At 29.1% G+C, this 15,676-nt stretch carries 13 protein-coding genes and 1 pseudogene; 11 read left to right on the top strand and 3 right to left on the bottom strand.

What is annotated here, in order from left to right; genetic code table 11:
• From glf to RWQ74_RS03840, 7 genes and pseudogenes are all read left to right on the top strand, one after another.
• Nucleotides 1-1,101: UDP-galactopyranose mutase (gene glf, locus RWQ74_RS03870; RefSeq protein WP_314396964.1), on the top strand; the 1,101-nt coding region annotated here is incomplete at its 5' end.
• Complete coding sequence (locus tag RWQ74_RS03865) at nucleotides 1,094-2,122, top strand: acyltransferase family protein (RefSeq protein WP_314396962.1); 1,029 nt, start codon at nucleotides 1,094-1,096, stop codon at nucleotides 2,120-2,122. The genes glf and RWQ74_RS03865, both read left to right, overlap by 8 nt.
• A gap of 147 nt (nucleotides 2,123-2,269) precedes the next feature.
• A complete protein-coding gene (locus RWQ74_RS03860; protein WP_314396960.1) occupies nucleotides 2,270-3,679 on the top strand; it encodes an oligosaccharide flippase family protein in 1,410 nt (469 codons plus the stop codon).
• A 65-nt stretch (nucleotides 3,680-3,744) separates the two neighbouring features.
• Nucleotides 3,745-4,224 (top strand): annotated as a pseudogene (locus RWQ74_RS03855) (sugar phosphate nucleotidyltransferase); the annotation flags it as partial.
• 7 nt (nucleotides 4,225-4,231) lie between these two features.
• The gene (locus RWQ74_RS03850; protein ID WP_314396958.1) at nucleotides 4,232-4,411 is read left to right on the top strand and encodes a UDP-galactopyranose mutase; all 180 of its coding nucleotides are present in this window, start codon (nucleotides 4,232-4,234) and stop codon (nucleotides 4,409-4,411) included.
• 17 nt (nucleotides 4,412-4,428) lie between these two features.
• Nucleotides 4,429-5,544, top strand: a complete 1,116-nt coding sequence (locus tag RWQ74_RS03845) for a hypothetical protein (RefSeq protein WP_314396956.1) — start codon at nucleotides 4,429-4,431, stop codon at nucleotides 5,542-5,544.
• Nucleotides 5,545-5,735: 191 nt separating this feature from the next.
• On the top strand, nucleotides 5,736-5,972 hold the full coding sequence (locus tag RWQ74_RS03840; RefSeq protein WP_314396954.1) for a hypothetical protein: 237 nt from the start codon (nucleotides 5,736-5,738) through the stop codon (nucleotides 5,970-5,972).
• Between the two features lie 234 nt (nucleotides 5,973-6,206).
• On the opposite strand, the gene dgt is transcribed toward RWQ74_RS03840, so the two are convergent.
• On the bottom strand, nucleotides 6,207-7,619 hold the full coding sequence (gene dgt / locus RWQ74_RS03835; RefSeq protein WP_314396952.1) for a dGTPase: 1,413 nt from the start codon (nucleotides 7,617-7,619) through the stop codon (nucleotides 6,207-6,209).
• Nucleotides 7,620-8,217: 598 nt separating this feature from the next.
• Here dgt and RWQ74_RS03830 point away from each other — a divergent pair.
• The 3 genes from RWQ74_RS03830 (at nucleotide 8,218) to rfbC (ending at nucleotide 12,184) form a co-directional block, all read left to right on the top strand.
• Entirely contained in the window at nucleotides 8,218-9,261 is a 1,044-nt protein-coding gene (locus RWQ74_RS03830) for a DNA cytosine methyltransferase (RefSeq protein ID WP_314396950.1), read from the top strand.
• 4 nt (nucleotides 9,262-9,265) lie between these two features.
• Entirely contained in the window at nucleotides 9,266-11,293 is a 2,028-nt protein-coding gene (locus RWQ74_RS03825; RefSeq protein WP_314396948.1) for an ATP-binding protein, read from the top strand.
• 318 nt (nucleotides 11,294-11,611) lie between these two features.
• Nucleotides 11,612-12,184 (top strand): dTDP-4-dehydrorhamnose 3,5-epimerase, encoded by a 573-nt coding sequence (gene rfbC, locus RWQ74_RS03820; protein WP_314396946.1) that lies wholly within the window; start codon nucleotides 11,612-11,614, stop codon nucleotides 12,182-12,184.
• Nucleotides 12,185-13,260: 1,076 nt separating this feature from the next.
• On the opposite strand, the gene RWQ74_RS03815 is transcribed toward rfbC, so the two are convergent.
• A complete protein-coding gene (locus tag RWQ74_RS03815) occupies nucleotides 13,261-14,214 on the bottom strand; it encodes an IS256 family transposase (RefSeq protein ID WP_399540733.1) in 954 nt (317 codons plus the stop codon).
• A 188-nt stretch (nucleotides 14,215-14,402) separates the two neighbouring features.
• On the opposite strand from RWQ74_RS03815, the gene tnpA reads away from it, so the two are divergent.
• Nucleotides 14,403-14,870 carry an IS200/IS605 family transposase gene (gene tnpA, locus RWQ74_RS03810; protein ID WP_314396944.1) on the top strand — a complete coding sequence of 156 codons (468 nt, stop codon included), beginning with the start codon at nucleotides 14,403-14,405 and terminating at the stop codon, nucleotides 14,868-14,870.
• Nucleotides 14,871-14,989: 119 nt separating this feature from the next.
• On the opposite strand, the gene RWQ74_RS03805 is transcribed toward tnpA, so the two are convergent.
• A complete protein-coding gene (locus RWQ74_RS03805; RefSeq protein ID WP_314396943.1) occupies nucleotides 14,990-15,229 on the bottom strand; it encodes a transposase in 240 nt (79 codons plus the stop codon).
• Between the last annotated feature and the right edge of the window lie 447 nt (nucleotides 15,230-15,676).

Below are 15,676 nucleotides of genomic sequence, written 5' to 3'. Positions count from 1 at the left end.
TACGATTATTTAATAGTAGGAGCTGGATTGTCAGGTGCAATCTTTGCTCATGAAGCAACAAAACAAGGAAAAAAAGTAAAAGTAATAGATAAACGTGACCATATTGGTGGGAATATTTATTGTGAGAACGTTGAGGGAATCAACGTTCACAAATATGGTGCACATATCTTCCATACTTCTAACAAGGAAGTTTGGGATTATGTGAATCAGTTTGCTGAGTTTAACAATTATATTAACTCACCAGTAGCAAACTATAAAGGTAAATTATATAATCTGCCTTTTAACATGAATACTTTCTACGGTTTATGGGGAACTAAGACTCCTGGAGAAGTAAAATCGAAAATCGCTGAACAAACAGCTCATCTGCAAGATAGTGAACCTAAAAACTTAGAAGAACAAGCTATTAAGCTTATTGGTACTGACGTATACGAAACTTTAATTAAAGGTTATACAGAAAAACAATGGGGACGTAGTGCTACAGAACTACCGCCATTTATTATTAAGCGTCTTCCTGTACGTTTCACATTCGATAACAACTACTTCAACGATAGATACCAAGGTATTCCAATCGGTGGATACAATGTTATTATCGAAAACATGCTAAAAGGTATCGAAGTAGAATTAAATGTAGACTTCTTTGAGAATCGCGAAGAGTTAGAAGCAAGTGCGAAAAAAGTAGTATTCACAGGAATGATCGATCAATACTTCGATTATAAACACGGAGAATTAGAATATAGAAGTCTTCGTTTTGAACATGAAGTATTAGATGAAGAAAACTACCAAGGGAACGCTGTAGTGAACTATACAGAGCGTGAAGTTCCTTACACTCGTATTATCGAGCACAAACACTTCGAAAAAGGTACTCAAGAAAAAACAGTTATTACACGTGAGTACTCAGTAGATTGGAAACGTGGGGATGAACCATACTACCCAATTAACGATGCTAAAAATAATGAAATGTATCAAAAATATTTAGAAGAAGCAAAAGGTAAAGATGTTATCTTCTGTGGTCGTCTTGCAGACTATAAATATTATGATATGCACGTAGTAATCGAAAGAGCTCTTAATGTAGTAAGAGAGGAATTAGGTAATAATGACTAAAAATAGAATAAATTGGATAGATTTTGGGAAAGGTTTCACAATTTTTTTAGTTCTATTAGGTCATGTATTCTTAGGGTTATATGAATCAGGAAAATTTCCAAGCTATGATAAGATGTTAATAACAATAACAGCTCAGGTTTATATATTCCATATACCAGTATTCTTTGCTTTATCAGGTTTTTTCTTCAAACCTGTAGAAAACTTAAAAAGTTTTAAGAATTATGCATTAAAGAGAACTGTAATATTAGGGCTACCTTATATCTTCTACTCTATAATTCATTTCATTTTGCAAAAAGCAGCTGGATCATCAGTAAGAGTTCCAACAACATTACATAATTTAATTGCTATATATAAGACTCCTCTTGGAGTATCGTGGTATTTATATACTTTATGGATTATATCAATGGTATATGGATTATTGTCTGTTTATATAAAAAGAAAAGAAACATTATTTATAATTAGTGGAGTAGGTTTTGTAATTGAGCTATTAATGAATTTAGATATCTACATAGTTCAAAAAACATTAGTATGGGGAATGTTCTTCATGTTAGGAGCAGTACTACGTTCAGTAGATTTAAGCAAATTAAATATTAAGTTAGTGATTGGTACAACTGTAATTTTCGATATAATTTATATGATTTGTTGGTCAATTTATTACAGACCAAATGTGAAGAAAATGTATGTAACTTACGATACACCACAGTTTTGGGCTATTGCATTTATAGTGAGTGTAGGAGTGGCATTTATAATATATCCTAGAGTAGAGAAGATATTTCCAAAGTTTTTTAACTATTTTTCTAAATACGGTAAAGATAGTTTAGGAATATATATATTACATGCCCCGATTTGTAGTATGTTAAGAATAATTATGTTAAAAGTAGGAATCACATCAGTATATATACATATAATCTGTGGTTTAGTATTAGGTTGGTTCTTATCGATAATAGCTACTAATGTTCTTAAAAAAATTCCGTATATCAATATTGCATTGATGCCACAAAAATATATTAATTTTAGATAATGAAAATTTAGAATCTAATATGATTAAGATATAGTTGTATACTGATAATATTAGATAGGAATAGAATTTTTGAATCCATACTAATATTAATATCAAAAAGATTAGAAATCTTTTATTTTGAGATTTTATAATTGATGAGGAAATATAATGAAAGTAATAAAAAATTATTTATATAATCTTTCGTATCAAATATTAACGATAATTCTTCCAATAATAACAGTTCCATATGTTACAAGGATTTTTACCAGTGAAGACTTAGGTAATTATGTATTTTATAACTCTATTGCAAATTACTTCTCTTTATTTGCGATGTTAGGAGTTGGGGTATATGGTACGAAGCAAATAGCTGCTGCAAGTGATGTTAGTAGCACATTTTGGAATATTTATGCAATTCAACTTATTGCGAGTTTGTTCGCAATTATTGCGTATGTGATAGCGGTCATTAGTGTTCCAAATATGGGTGGAATAATACCGATAATATTAGGTGTTGTTTTATTTTCAAAGATGATTGATATCTCATGGCTATTCACAGGAAAAGAAGATTTTAAGAAAATAACACTTAGAAATACTGTTGTAAAATTATCTGGAGTAATTAGTATTTTTACCTTTATTAAAAGCAGCGAAGATGTATATCTTTATGTATTTTTAATTGTCATATTCGATTTCCTAGGACAATTTGTAATGTGGGTACCAGCGAAGAAATTTATAAAACGACCTACTTTTAATAAAAAAGTTATAAAGAAAAACCTACATCCTATTGTACTTCTGTTTTTACCACAGGTAGCAATATCACTTTATGCAGTATTAGATAAAACGTTATTAGGTATTTTAGGATCGTATTCTGATGTTGGGATTTATGAACAAGGGCAGAGGTTAACGAGCATACTTATTACTGTGGTTAGTTCGTTAGGTGCTGTTATGTTGCCTAGAGTAGCGAGTCTTCTTTCTGAAAAAAAAGAAAAGGAAGCACAGAATATGATAAGATTTTCGTTCATTTTGTATAATCTGATAATTTTTCCAATGATTTTTGGATTAATTGCGGTCAACGAAGTGTTTGTTAAACTATTTTTAGGAGAGGATTTCCAAGATGTTAAGTATGTCTTGTATATTATCGTATTTAACCTTATGTTTATTGGTTGGACAAATATTCTTGGATATCAAGTATTAGTGGCTAGAAATAAAAATAAAGAATTTATGTTGTCAACAACGATACCTGCCTTTGTCAGTGTAATCGTTAATATTGCAGTTATTCCACTTTTTGGATATATTGGAACGAGTCTAACATCTGTAGTAGTAGAAATTCTTGTGTTTGCTATTCAATGGTATTATAGTCGTAATATTATTAATAAGAATCTATTATTTAATATTGATTTAATAAAAATTATTAGTGTATCTTCTCTAATGTTCATAGCTATTATGCTATGTAAATATATGTTAGGATTAGAAGGAGTAGTTGGACTGTTAATTTATATTGGAGTCGGCGGTATTACGTATGTTATAATGAATGTTGTATTAAGAACCATAAAAATTAAAGAAATTAGGATGCTTTTGAAATAATATATAAAGATAAGAAAGATATAATTAAGAAAAATAAACTATTCTAAAATAAGAATGTGATTTTTATGAAAGGAATAATTTTAGCAGGAGGAAGCGGAACGCGTTTATATCTTCTTACAAAGGCGGAGTCAAAACAATTGATGCCAATATACGATAAACCGATGATTTATTATCTGATGTCTATCTTAATGCTTGCGGGAATTAAAGATATCTTGATAATATCTACACTAACAGATACTCCACGTTTTGAAGAGTTATTTGGAAATGGTAATGAATTAGGTTTAAACATTGAATACAAAGTTCAAGAAAGTCCGGATAGATTAGCTCAAGCGTTTATTATTGGAGAAGAATTTATCGGTGATGATTCTGTGTGCTTAATACTTGGGGATAATATATACTATGGTGGTGAACTTAGTAAGATGCTTCAACGTGCTGCTAGTCGTACAAGTGGTGCTACAGTATTTGGATACCGTGTTCATGATCCAGAGAGATTTGGGGCTGTTGAACTTGACAAGGAAATGAAGGCTGTGTCTATAGATTGGAAACGTGGAGATGAACCATACTATCCAAATTAATGACGCTAAAAATAATGAAATGTATCAAAAATATTTAGAAGAAGCAAAAGGTAAAGATGTTATCTTCTGTGGTCGTCTTGCAGACTATAAATATTACGATATGCATGTAGTAATCGAGAGAGCTCTTAATGTAGTAAGAGAGGAATTGAATAGATAATTAAAGGAGAGAAGATAATGAGTTCTAAATTTAAATTATGTAATGCTGGTCAAGGATTATTTTATACAGGGGAAATTAATCTAAGCAATAGAGAAACATTTAAGTTCATTTATGATTGTGGAGGTAATAACATTTCTGGAGCTATAAATCAACATATTACACAAGGTGATGTAATAGATATGTTGGTTATTTCTCATTTTGATGATGATCATATAAATGGATTACCAAATTTATTTAATAAAGTATCCAAAATAAAAAGAATTTTTATACCATATTATAGGGGGAAAGAGGACTATTTATTGCTGATGGCATATGTTTATGGAAATGGTGCAACTTTTGATAAGGTTGATGAAATAGTTCTTGTGAGTATTAGTGAAAAAATCGAAGATGAAAGAGATGAGTTAAAAGACTTTAATGAAATTGAAATAAAAGATTTTCATGATATTGATGGCTATAGATTACCAAATACTAAGATAAAGAAAATTGGAAATACGGTTCTTTCTGTAGAGGGGAAATGGATATTTAAGTTTTACAATGCAAGAATAAGCACTGATATTAATACTATAATTTTGGATATAGATAATCTTATAAGCAATAATAATTGTAAAGATTTAGAGGAGTTATTAAAACGAAACCTGAACGCTGCTAAAGTAGGTTTGAGAACGATTTATTCTAATTATTGCTCAAGCAAGTATAACAATTCTAAACAGAATCAGTCTAGTTTGTGTTTATACCATGCTCCTATAAAAAAAGAAACGTCTGGGATTCATTTAATGTTAGATAATGGAGTGAGGTTTGGGTGTTATTTTGAAATTTATCGATTTGGAACAATGCTAACGGGAGATATTTCGTTGAAGACAAAGAAAAAAACAGAAAACTATTACGATTTTATAAAACGCTATGAAAAGGAAGCATATAATACGGGTATATTTTTATTGCCTCACCATGGAGCAAATAATAATTGGAATAGTTTAATATTGGAGGATTTTATGAGAACACCTATTTTCTTAAATTCTTCGGGGATAAACAATAGATTTAAACATCCAGGATCAATGGTTATCAAAGAGTTACAAAATAATGGAAGAATAGTCTGTTTTGCTAATGAATATTTAATGGTTGAATATTATATATAATTCTATAAACTAATTTACTTTGTATATTATCACTTTTATTTCTGTTTTTTGAATTTATTGAGAGTGTATAATATTAAAGAGCTTTAGATATAAGAGAGAAAAGTAATAGGAGTGGTGGTTTCTAAGTGTACTATTTATGATAGATAATAAATAGTAATTAGAATTGTAGTTTAGAAAAAAGGAGTGGTATTATGAGTGGAAAAGTTATTAATTTAGAATTAGTATCAGAAAAAATAGAAGAGACTTATAATTATATAATAAGGGAGAGAAAATATAAATGCCCTTGTGGAGAAAACTATGTAATATTTTCAAAAGAAAGACCTAACGGTTATTATTATCAAGCAACTTTTGTAGATGTATTTTGTGATTGTGAAAAGTGTAAGAATAAATATAAATTCTCAGGAGGAACGGCGGTAAATAAGGAGTAACTTTCTTTATCTAACGATATTTTTCTCTCGAAACTGTCAAAGTCGGGAAAAACAGGGGGAAAGCTAGGACGCTTAATATGGCATAGTTTTTCTCCTCTTTTTCAAAATCAGCAAAATTTGAAAAAGAACTGAAATCCGGAGTTGGAATTCTTTCCATGCCCCGGATTTAATAGAGCCTCTTTTATTTGTTAATCCAGTGTAAAGGAAGGTGTTCTTAGAATTTAAATAATTTGCTTATCTCATTATACTAATTCCTTTTAACATTTGATATGTTTGTAGAGCATATTGATCTGTCATTCCACTAATATGATCAATGATTAGATGCACTCTTAGCCACCATTCTCTAATATAATAGTCTTCTTTATTTTTATCGAATTCGCCAAGAGCATTATGATATGCTATAATATATCGATTTCCTATAAAGTGGATTAACCTTTTTTCAAAATCATATCCATTTATATCCTTATCTTCTAGTATTTTACTAAAGTCATCGTAGTTCATTTCTAATATTTTTGTATATACATTAAGGATGCCTGTTATTACTGCATATCCTGAGATTTCAATACTTTCGGCTTCAAATGATTTATATAATATTCTTCTTGATACCTTTTTCATAATTTCTAGTACTTTCCCCATAGTATTTTCTTTAGAAATTAAACTTTCTGCTTTTCCTAAATAAATACCATCAGCAAGATCGATGAATCTATTTGCGGCTTCTTCTATGGCTTGCCTTGACCATGGTATTGAAAAGTCGTAAGTAAATCCTTTCAAATTAGATTGTTTAGGAATTGTAATCGTAGAATCTATTTCTCCATAAAGACTGTGCCATTCTTTTTCGAATTCTTCTACGAATTCGATTTCAGTTATTATACCCTTTTCAATACCATCAGCTATATCACTCATGCAATATGCAATATCATCAGCAGCTTCCATTATATATACAAAAGGGTATCTGAAACCTGGAGTCATGTTAAGTTCTTCATATATTTTCTTTACAATATTTTCTTCAGTATGAAAATATCCAGCTTTTTTATACAGTTTTGTATTTTTATCGTATCCAGGTGTTCTAGGATATTTTAGCATACATAGTAGTGTGGAGTAAGTTAAATTTAAACTATGGACATCTAAATCGGTATGAAGTCTAGTGACAATTCTAAAACCTTGTGGATTTCCATCAAATTCTTCAAAATCAGTAATTAATATGTTAAGTAAAGAATTATTATTATCAATGTTTTCTGGGAGATGTTTTTTTAAATATTTTGCCCACTCTCTGATAGCTGCTTCTCCAAAATGACCAAAAGGAGGATTTCCAATATCGTGTAGAAGACAAGCATTTTCAACGATTGATGCTAGAGGGAGGATGTTTCTTGGAGCCAATTTATTTTCCTTTTTTAATCGTCGTGAAATTTTATCAGCTAGTTTTCTTCCTATATTTGATACTTCTAAAGAATGTGTTAATCGTGTTCGTACGCTTGCATTTGACTCTAAGGAAAAAACTTGGGCTTTTTGTTGTAAACGTCTAAAGGATGAAGAATATATAATTTTAGATTTGTCACTATAGAAATGTTCTACGTTTCTTTTTCTTCTATTATCTGTTGATTTTCCTAATCTATTTGTATTTATAAATTTATTATAGTTATTGTCCATATTTTTGTACTCACTTTCTTAATTTTATTTTTTATAGTCTAATATAGTGTTTGCGCATGATTTATAGGAGTTGTTTTATTGGTAAAAGTTAATGATTTGAATTAGCTCGATTTTTATATAAAACCTCAGCAAATATTTTTAGAAAAATATTTTAAGTTTGTTTCTGTGGTTATACATGATTACAACACATATTTTATATTTCAAATTTAAATTTATAATTTAGAAAGAATAATATATTCTATGTATATTATAAATGAAAACACTTTAAATTGTACGTATAATACTAATGGGATATCGATTATAGAAGTAAAACTTATATTAATATACTAATGAAAAGTTAGATTATAAGTATAATATTTCAAAAAAGTATCTATTAATTTATATTTATATGCTTTATAAAATTAATTTGAATCAGAAATATTATATATTGAGTTGTATACTAGTGTGACAATGCCATTTCCAATCATTATTTTGAAAGTGAAAATTGATTATATCAATTGATTTATTTTCAGTAATATAATAAAATAATTGTTAACAGTCTATATTTAAGTGCCTTTTAAAATTTATAAAATAAATAGCTGAAAGGAGGGAAGCAAAAATGAATATTAATGCGATTGATTTGTTTTGTGGGATTGGTGGCTTGACATGTGGTATACAGAAGACAGGGATAAATGTTATTGCTGGATATGACATAGAAGCAAGTTGTAAATACGCGTATGAATATAATAATAATGCAAAATTTATTTTGAAAGATATTAGAGATATTTCAGATGGAGAAATTGACAATTTATATCCTAAAGATACTGATATAAGGATATTAATGGGATGTGCCCCCTGTCAACCGTTTTCATCATATAGCCATCGTTATAAAGAAAATGATAATAGAAAACAAAAAATGAATCTTTTAGATTATTTTGGAAAACAGATAGAAAATGTTCAACCAGAAATAGTTTCAATGGAGAATGTCCCACAATTAATTAACGAAGATGTTTTCTTTAATTTTTTGGAAATATTAGAAAAAAATAATTATTACATAACCTGGAAAGTTGTGTATGCTCCTGATTATGGGGTTCCTCAAAATAGAAAAAGGTTATTACTTCTTGCTTCTAAATTAGGAAATATAAAACTTATTGATAGTCTTTATGATAAAAATACTTATGTTACAGTCCGAGATGTTATATCTCATTTACCTGAACTAAAAGCGGGGGAAGTAAATGAAATTGATTTTCTTCATACATCAAGGAGACTTTCTGAACTTAACTTACAAAGGATAAAAAGTTCAAAGCCTGGTGGAACTTGGAAAGATTGGGACGAAAGTCTATTGCCTGATTGCTATAAACGTAAAAGTGGAGAAAGTTTTAGAGCGGTATATGGTAGATTAGAGTGGGATAAGCCAGCATCTACAATAACAACCCAATTTCCAGGTTATGGAAATGGTCGTTTTGGTCATCCAGAGCAAGATAGAGCATTATCATTAAGAGAAGGTGCTATAATTCAAACATTTCCCAATGATTATCAATTTATAAAGGAAAGAAAAGACTTAACTTTTTCTAAAATAGCAACACAAATAGGGAATGCGGTTCCTCCAAAATTGGGAGAAATCATTGGATTAAGTATAAAAAAGCATTTAGAGGAGGTATAACATAATGAATACTTTAGAATTTTCTATATCAAATAACACTGTAACACATCTAGGGAGAAATTTATATTCTACAACGCCCCCTGCACTAGCTGAGTTGATAGCTAATTCCTATGATGCTTACGCTACGAATGTAAATATTTTATTATCAAGTACCTCTATCTCAATAATTGATAATGGAAAAGGATTAGACTTTGATGAATTTAGAAATAAATATGCGATAATTGGTTCAGCAAAACAAAAGGAATCCCCATTCAATGGGCTACAAGAACGTAATCCTATGGGAAAAAAGGGAATTGGTAAGTTGGCCGCCTTTAGTCTCGGTAATACCTATACTGTATATTCAAAAACAGTTACTTCTGATAAATGGATTTCTTTTACACTTAATTATACTGATATGATCAATGGAGACAAGTGTTCGGTAGATGTGGAAGAAGTCGATTTACCTGAAGAATTCTCAAAGTACAATGCTTATAAATCAGGATTTATTGTTAAAATAACAAATGTAAGGAGAAATATTACGGCTAATACCAAAAAAAATATATTGGTGCAACTTTCTAGAAGATTTTATATAAATCAAGTAAAGGATAACTTTAGCTTAACGATTGACAATAAGAAAGTTAATCTAGATTCAAATTTATATTACGACAAAATTGAATATTTAATATATTTTGGATATAGCTCAGAGGAAGATTTAAAAAAACAATTTTCTAATAGTAAAATAATTGAACCTTATACTAAAGATGATAATATAAAAAACTATTTTAAAGATAAGAAAATAAAAGGGTGGATAGGAACAACTATTAAACCTAAAGATTTGAAAACTGAGTACGGAGCTAGTTTTGCTAATATTATACTGTTAGCCAATGGAAAAATTGCAGATGAAGATATTTTAAAAACAAAATCTACCGCAAGAATTGCAAATAATTATATTGTAGGTGAAATTTTTGCAGATGAATTAATTTCAAATTTAGAAGATCCAATTACTTCTAGTAGACAAGGCTTAGATGATTCTATTATAGAAGTAGAAGAACTTATAACTAATATTGATAAAATTCGAACACATGTGATAGAACGTTGGGATGATATTAGACAAAATAATGCTGTTGATAATTTACCTGAGAGAATAAAGAATAATATTTCATATAAAGAGTGGTTGAATACACTTAATTCTGACCAAAAAAGAATAAATAATAAGCTACTTAATTTACTATCTAGTAGATTAGATGACGAGGTACCTATTGATAATCAAGTTGTAGATTCTATGATCACCTCTATTGCAGGTGTTATAAATAATATAGAAACCGAAGATTTAATTTCTAGTTTTGAAAAAGAAGAAAATAATAATATACAAATAAAGTTATTATTAAAATTAATGGCTAATATTGCAAAAACTGAAGACCTTAATCATGCAAATCTTATAAAAAAACGTTTAGCAGCAATAACCAAACTTGAACAATTAATGCAAGAAACAGATTCAAAAGAAAAGATATTTGAAGAACATTTATCAGATAATCCTTGGCTTATTAATCCATATTGGAATATAGATAGAAATAATCCAACGGAGACAGACTATTTAAAAAATCAAGAATTTTTTAAATTAGACAAAGGAAATGATGAGTTTAAGAGAAATTTTTTAGATATTTCTATTAGAGTTGCAGAAGAAAAATATCCTATAATTATAGAATTAAAGAAAAATACCGCAGATGGTTATGCCAAGGTTAATTTTAACATGATAAATGAGCAAATTACCAATTATAGACAAGCAATGATTCAAAACATTCCTGAACTTAAAAGTGTTAAGGAAACAGAGATAAAAGTCATTTTTATTCTTTCTGAAAACACTGGAATGAGTGGAACAAACCAAAAAATAGAGTTTACGGAAAGAGAATTACAAATGCTTGAAATTTCTAATATAGAAATTTTAAAATATAATAAAATACTTTCTGAAGCAAAAAAAATGTATAGAGAGCATTTAAGATATCAGCAGGGAGCTAAATTGTATCCGTTATTACATAATGAAGAAAACAAGTAATTTTTCTTTAAATAGAGAAAGTACCGGGTACTGATATTTTAATCATGAAATTTTTTTCGTTATGAGATGTTTATTTTAGAGTCTTTTTATAGTATTTGATGTTGAAATAAAAAATATTAAGGAAAATTTAGGGAAAAGGTTTTATTTGTTGTATTCTCCCTTTTATTGATGTTTTCAGTATAAAGGGGGGTCTATAATTCTAATTCTTATTTTTTGTCAAATTTGGTTGTTAGGTGTCTAGATTAGAAAAAAACACTAAATACAGTATAATTAAGAATGAAAAGAATTTGTCTAATTATGAGATAGGAGTAGTTTGGGATGAAAGTTTTTGATGCAAAATTAAAAGATGTAAAAATAATAGAGTCGGATGTTTTTGGTGATCACCGCGGATTTTTCACGGAGAGTTATTCTGAAGAGAAGTATAAAAAACTAGGTATAGATTTTAACTTTGTTCAAGACAATCATTCATTATCAGTTGAAGCTGGTGTCGTTCGTGGGTTACATTTTCAAAGAGGAAGTGCTGCGCAAACAAAACTTATTCGTGTGGTAACTGTAGCAGTGCTTGATGTTATTGTTGACATGAGAAAAGGTAGCCCAACCTATGGACAGTGGGAGAGCTTTATCCTTTCAGAACATAACAGAAGACAACTTTTAGTTCCTAGAGGATTTGCTCATGGTTTTGCAACATTAACACCTAATGTTAACTTCATGTATAAGTGTGATAATTATTATAATGTAGAAGCAGATGCAGGAATTGCATTCGATGATAAAGAGCTTGAAATTGACTGGCAGATTGATTTATCAAAAGCGATTATTTCAGAGAAAGATAAAAAACTTCCTACATTCAAGGAATTTGAAAAGAACAATGATTTTGTGTATGGGGAAGTGTAATTATAATATTTTTTAGGGGGAAAAAGTCCTAGATTTAAACGAGAACTCAAAGACGCAGAAGTTTATTGATATCTGAATTTTTTTATAAGAGTTTTTAAGAAGTCTAATGAATTCTGTTGCGGTGGCTAGCTAATTAAAATCGTGATTTTTAAGTAATTTTCATTTTAGTGAAAACCTATGTTGTGATGTTCATATGAATATATTCCTTTCTATGAGTGTCGCAATTTATGGTTTAAAGGATTTTATACTTTCTATAATAATTATACTACTTTAAAAGGAACTCTCCGAATTAATTGACAACAAGGAAAAGTATATGGTAAAATATAAGAAAGTGAATGTGAAATGCTAGTACATTCCAACACGAAAGCCAATTGAAGTGCTGTTTCAATTGGCTTTTTATATTAATATTTAATATTCACATACAAAGTGACGAGTATGCGTCGTGTCCTAAAATGGCTACTTTTTCTCGTTGTTATCTTTTAGGAAATAATATTCTATTATCAAAAGAATTACTCCGGATAATAGATTCACAAGAATTTGCGAAATGCTAGTATTCATACCAACACCTCCCTTCCGGGGCAGTAGCCTACCTTTATTATAGCACTAGAAATCATTTTAGAAAAGGTTTTCTTATTAATGTTAAGACTAAAGTTAGATTTTTAAGATTATGTAAATAGGAGAAGGGATAGAGGATATGCCTTCGAATTAATTGACAACAAGAAAAGGTATGTGGTAGAATATATATAAGTGAATTGGACGATTATATTCACATGAGACCACGAAAAGCAACTGAAACGCCATTCAGTTGCTTTTTTATATGTATTAACATATTACTTAGTATGAGAATAGATATTCATACATGAGTGAATAACATGTACGTCGTGCCTAAATAGGGCAGTGTCAAGATTTTTGTGTAAACACAATCTGATGTTTTAAATAAAGTTAACTATTTATAATTTTATTAGTTCTTATGGCTTTTATTTCTTAGAGTTTAATAAGATTTTTCGAGAGATTTTGTCAAGAATTCAAAGAAGGCTTGCCCTTGTTCTTGACAAAATCATAGAAAAATCTAAACTCTAGAAGGGAATAAAAGCTAGTATATATATTTCTTCTATCATATTCTCTAATTCTTCTTTCGCCATACTAAAGCCATAGTGCGATATACCTACATATTTTACGTTATATTCACATGCTGATACACAAACATATCTGTTTAGAGATTGTTCATTAGGGAATTGTTCTTTTTTCTTTATCCCTTTTTTTAAATGTTTATTATAATTTTCTATTATATTTGTTGTATAAATACTTCTTCTTATTGATTTTGGAAATAAATAATATGTAAACAGACAATCTCTAACATCTAATAGACTATTTGTTACTTTAGGATATTTTTCTTTATATTTATCTATAAATAATGCTAGATTTGTTTCTGCCTCATCTTTTGTCGATGCTTGATACACTGCTTTTAAATCTTCTGATATTTCCACTTTATCTTTTGATCTTACTTTTAGTAAAATATTTTTTATTACATGCGTCCAGCATGTTTGATACTTTGCTTTAGGAAAGGCTTCTTCAAGCTTTTCTTTTATTCCTTTTAATCCATCTGTGACAAACAATAATACTCTATTTAAACCTCTTTTCTTAAGATCTTCTAACATATCTTTGTAGTTTTCTGGTGATTCTGTTGGAAATAATTCATATGATAGGATTTCTTTTTCTCCACTTATTGTTATTCCTATTAATATATGTAGTGCTTCTTTTCCCACTGTTCCTCTTTTTACGCTAATATATGTTGAGTCTGCATATATCACTGCATATTCTTTTGTTATTTTTCTTGAATGATATTCTTTAACTTTCTCATCTAATTGTTTAGTTATAACACTTATTGTTTGTGGTGAGTAGTAATATCCATACAATTGTTCTACAATTTTACCTATTTCTCTTGTGGTCATACCTCTTTTATACAGTAATATTATTGTTTCTTCTAAATTTTGTGTGTTTCTTTTATATGGTACTAGTGTTTGAGGTATAAATTCACTATTTCGATCTCTTGGAACTTTTATTAATGACTTTAGTCAGTTGAGGAGGCGAAGTCTCCGAAACAAAAAACCACCCGCTATGCGGGTGCGAGATAAAAGTTAAACAATTGAAAAATCATCCTTTCTTGATAAAATAAGAGTAGTTCAAGCTCTAAAATAAAGAAAGGATGATTTTAATTATGGCAAATAAACATAATAGTTTATCGCATACAAAGTGGTTGTGTAAATACCATATTGTATTTACACCTAAGTATAGACGAAAAATAGAATTTAATCAATATAAACGAGATATAGTAGGTATAATAAAAAGGTTATGTAAGTATAAAGGAGTGGAAATAATAGAGGGATATATAATGCCAGATCATATACATTTGCTACTATCAATACCGCCAAAATACAGTGTTTCAAGTTTTATGGGATATTTGAAAGGGAAAAGTTCACTGATGATATTTGATATGCATTCAAATTTGAAATACAAGTACGGAAATAGAAAGTTTTGGGCAGAAGGATACTATGTAAGTACAGTAGGTTTGAATGAAAGCACAATAAGAAAATATATCAGAGAACAAGAATCGCATGACATTGCAATAGATAAACTGACAACAAAAGAATACACAAATCCATTTGGAAATAAAAAAAATAGATAAACCCGTTTAACGGGTGGCGGGCGTTAAAATACAATAGGGCTTGAACGAATGTGAAAGCCAGCGCCTTGAGGTGCGTGTTAGTAACAAAGGGTTATACCCACAGAGAAAACCACCCCTTTTCAGGGGTGGTCATTATTTGATAGTTTCCCATACTCACTGTATATTGTTTTTGAATAACTTCCATTTCTTGAATTTCCTGTATTATATCCTTCTACAGAATGTTTTTCATAATTTAAAAATCCTGTAAGTTCAGCTTCTAATACTGTGTTTATAGCTTTTTCTACTTCAGCTCTAAATATTTCTGAAATATCTTCTCCTTTTAGTAGTGCATTTACTAATTTTGTGTTATTATTATTCATGAGAGATTCCTTTCGTAATGAGTTGTCGTTAACTTTATTTTACACCTAGGAGTCTCTTTTTTCTATGTCTTTTTTTCCAACTTCTCTTGACTTTTCTGTTTACACAAAATATTATACACTATCCTAAATAGGGCTACTTTTTCTTGAGAGCAACTCAAAAATCGTGATTTCGTAGAAACAAAATTTTGTCGAGTTGCCCCCCGCACAGTTTATTATATATCTAAAAAGCTTCTATAAAGCGAATTTAGCTATCAATAAATCACTGCGTCTATGAGTTTTCATATGAACTTTGTTAAATTTTAGGACTTTCTGGTTAGCCCTTTTTTTATTTCTGTTAACAACCATAAATTATTTTATATTCTTCATATTTGATGCTTTACTAGTTGTTAAGTTTGTATTATATTAAAATATAGTGTAGAATAAAGTTGAAGGAAGGGTGAATTTTAT

Source organism: uncultured Gemella sp., from assembly GCF_963525165.1.
GTDB lineage: Bacteria > Bacillota > Bacilli > Staphylococcales > Gemellaceae > Gemella.
The sequence above is the reverse complement of the archived record's forward strand: the minus strand, read 5'-3'. Positions and strand labels throughout refer to the sequence as shown.

What these genes read in the sequence shown, in the direction of transcription:
- RWQ74_RS03865 (WP_314396962.1), top strand. Translation starts at nt 1,094, where the DNA reads ATGACTAAAAATAGAATAAATTGGATAGATTTTGGGAAAGGTTTCACA.
- RWQ74_RS03860 (WP_314396960.1), top strand. Translation starts at nt 2,270, where the DNA reads ATGAAAGTAATAAAAAATTATTTATATAATCTTTCGTATCAAATATTA.
- RWQ74_RS03850 (WP_314396958.1), top strand. Translation starts at nt 4,232, where the DNA reads ATGAACCATACTATCCAAATTAATGACGCTAAAAATAATGAAATGTAT.
- RWQ74_RS03845 (WP_314396956.1), top strand. Translation starts at nt 4,429, where the DNA reads ATGAGTTCTAAATTTAAATTATGTAATGCTGGTCAAGGATTATTTTAT.
- RWQ74_RS03840 (WP_314396954.1), top strand. Translation starts at nt 5,736, where the DNA reads ATGAGTGGAAAAGTTATTAATTTAGAATTAGTATCAGAAAAAATAGAA.
- dgt (WP_314396952.1), bottom strand. Translation starts at nt 7,619, where the DNA reads ATGGACAATAACTATAATAAATTTATAAATACAAATAGATTAGGAAAA.
- RWQ74_RS03830 (WP_314396950.1), top strand. Translation starts at nt 8,218, where the DNA reads ATGAATATTAATGCGATTGATTTGTTTTGTGGGATTGGTGGCTTGACA.
- RWQ74_RS03825 (WP_314396948.1), top strand. Translation starts at nt 9,266, where the DNA reads ATGAATACTTTAGAATTTTCTATATCAAATAACACTGTAACACATCTA.
- rfbC (WP_314396946.1), top strand. Translation starts at nt 11,612, where the DNA reads ATGAAAGTTTTTGATGCAAAATTAAAAGATGTAAAAATAATAGAGTCG.
- tnpA (WP_314396944.1), top strand. Translation starts at nt 14,403, where the DNA reads ATGGCAAATAAACATAATAGTTTATCGCATACAAAGTGGTTGTGTAAA.
- RWQ74_RS03805 (WP_314396943.1), bottom strand. Translation starts at nt 15,229, where the DNA reads ATGAATAATAATAACACAAAATTAGTAAATGCACTACTAAAAGGAGAA.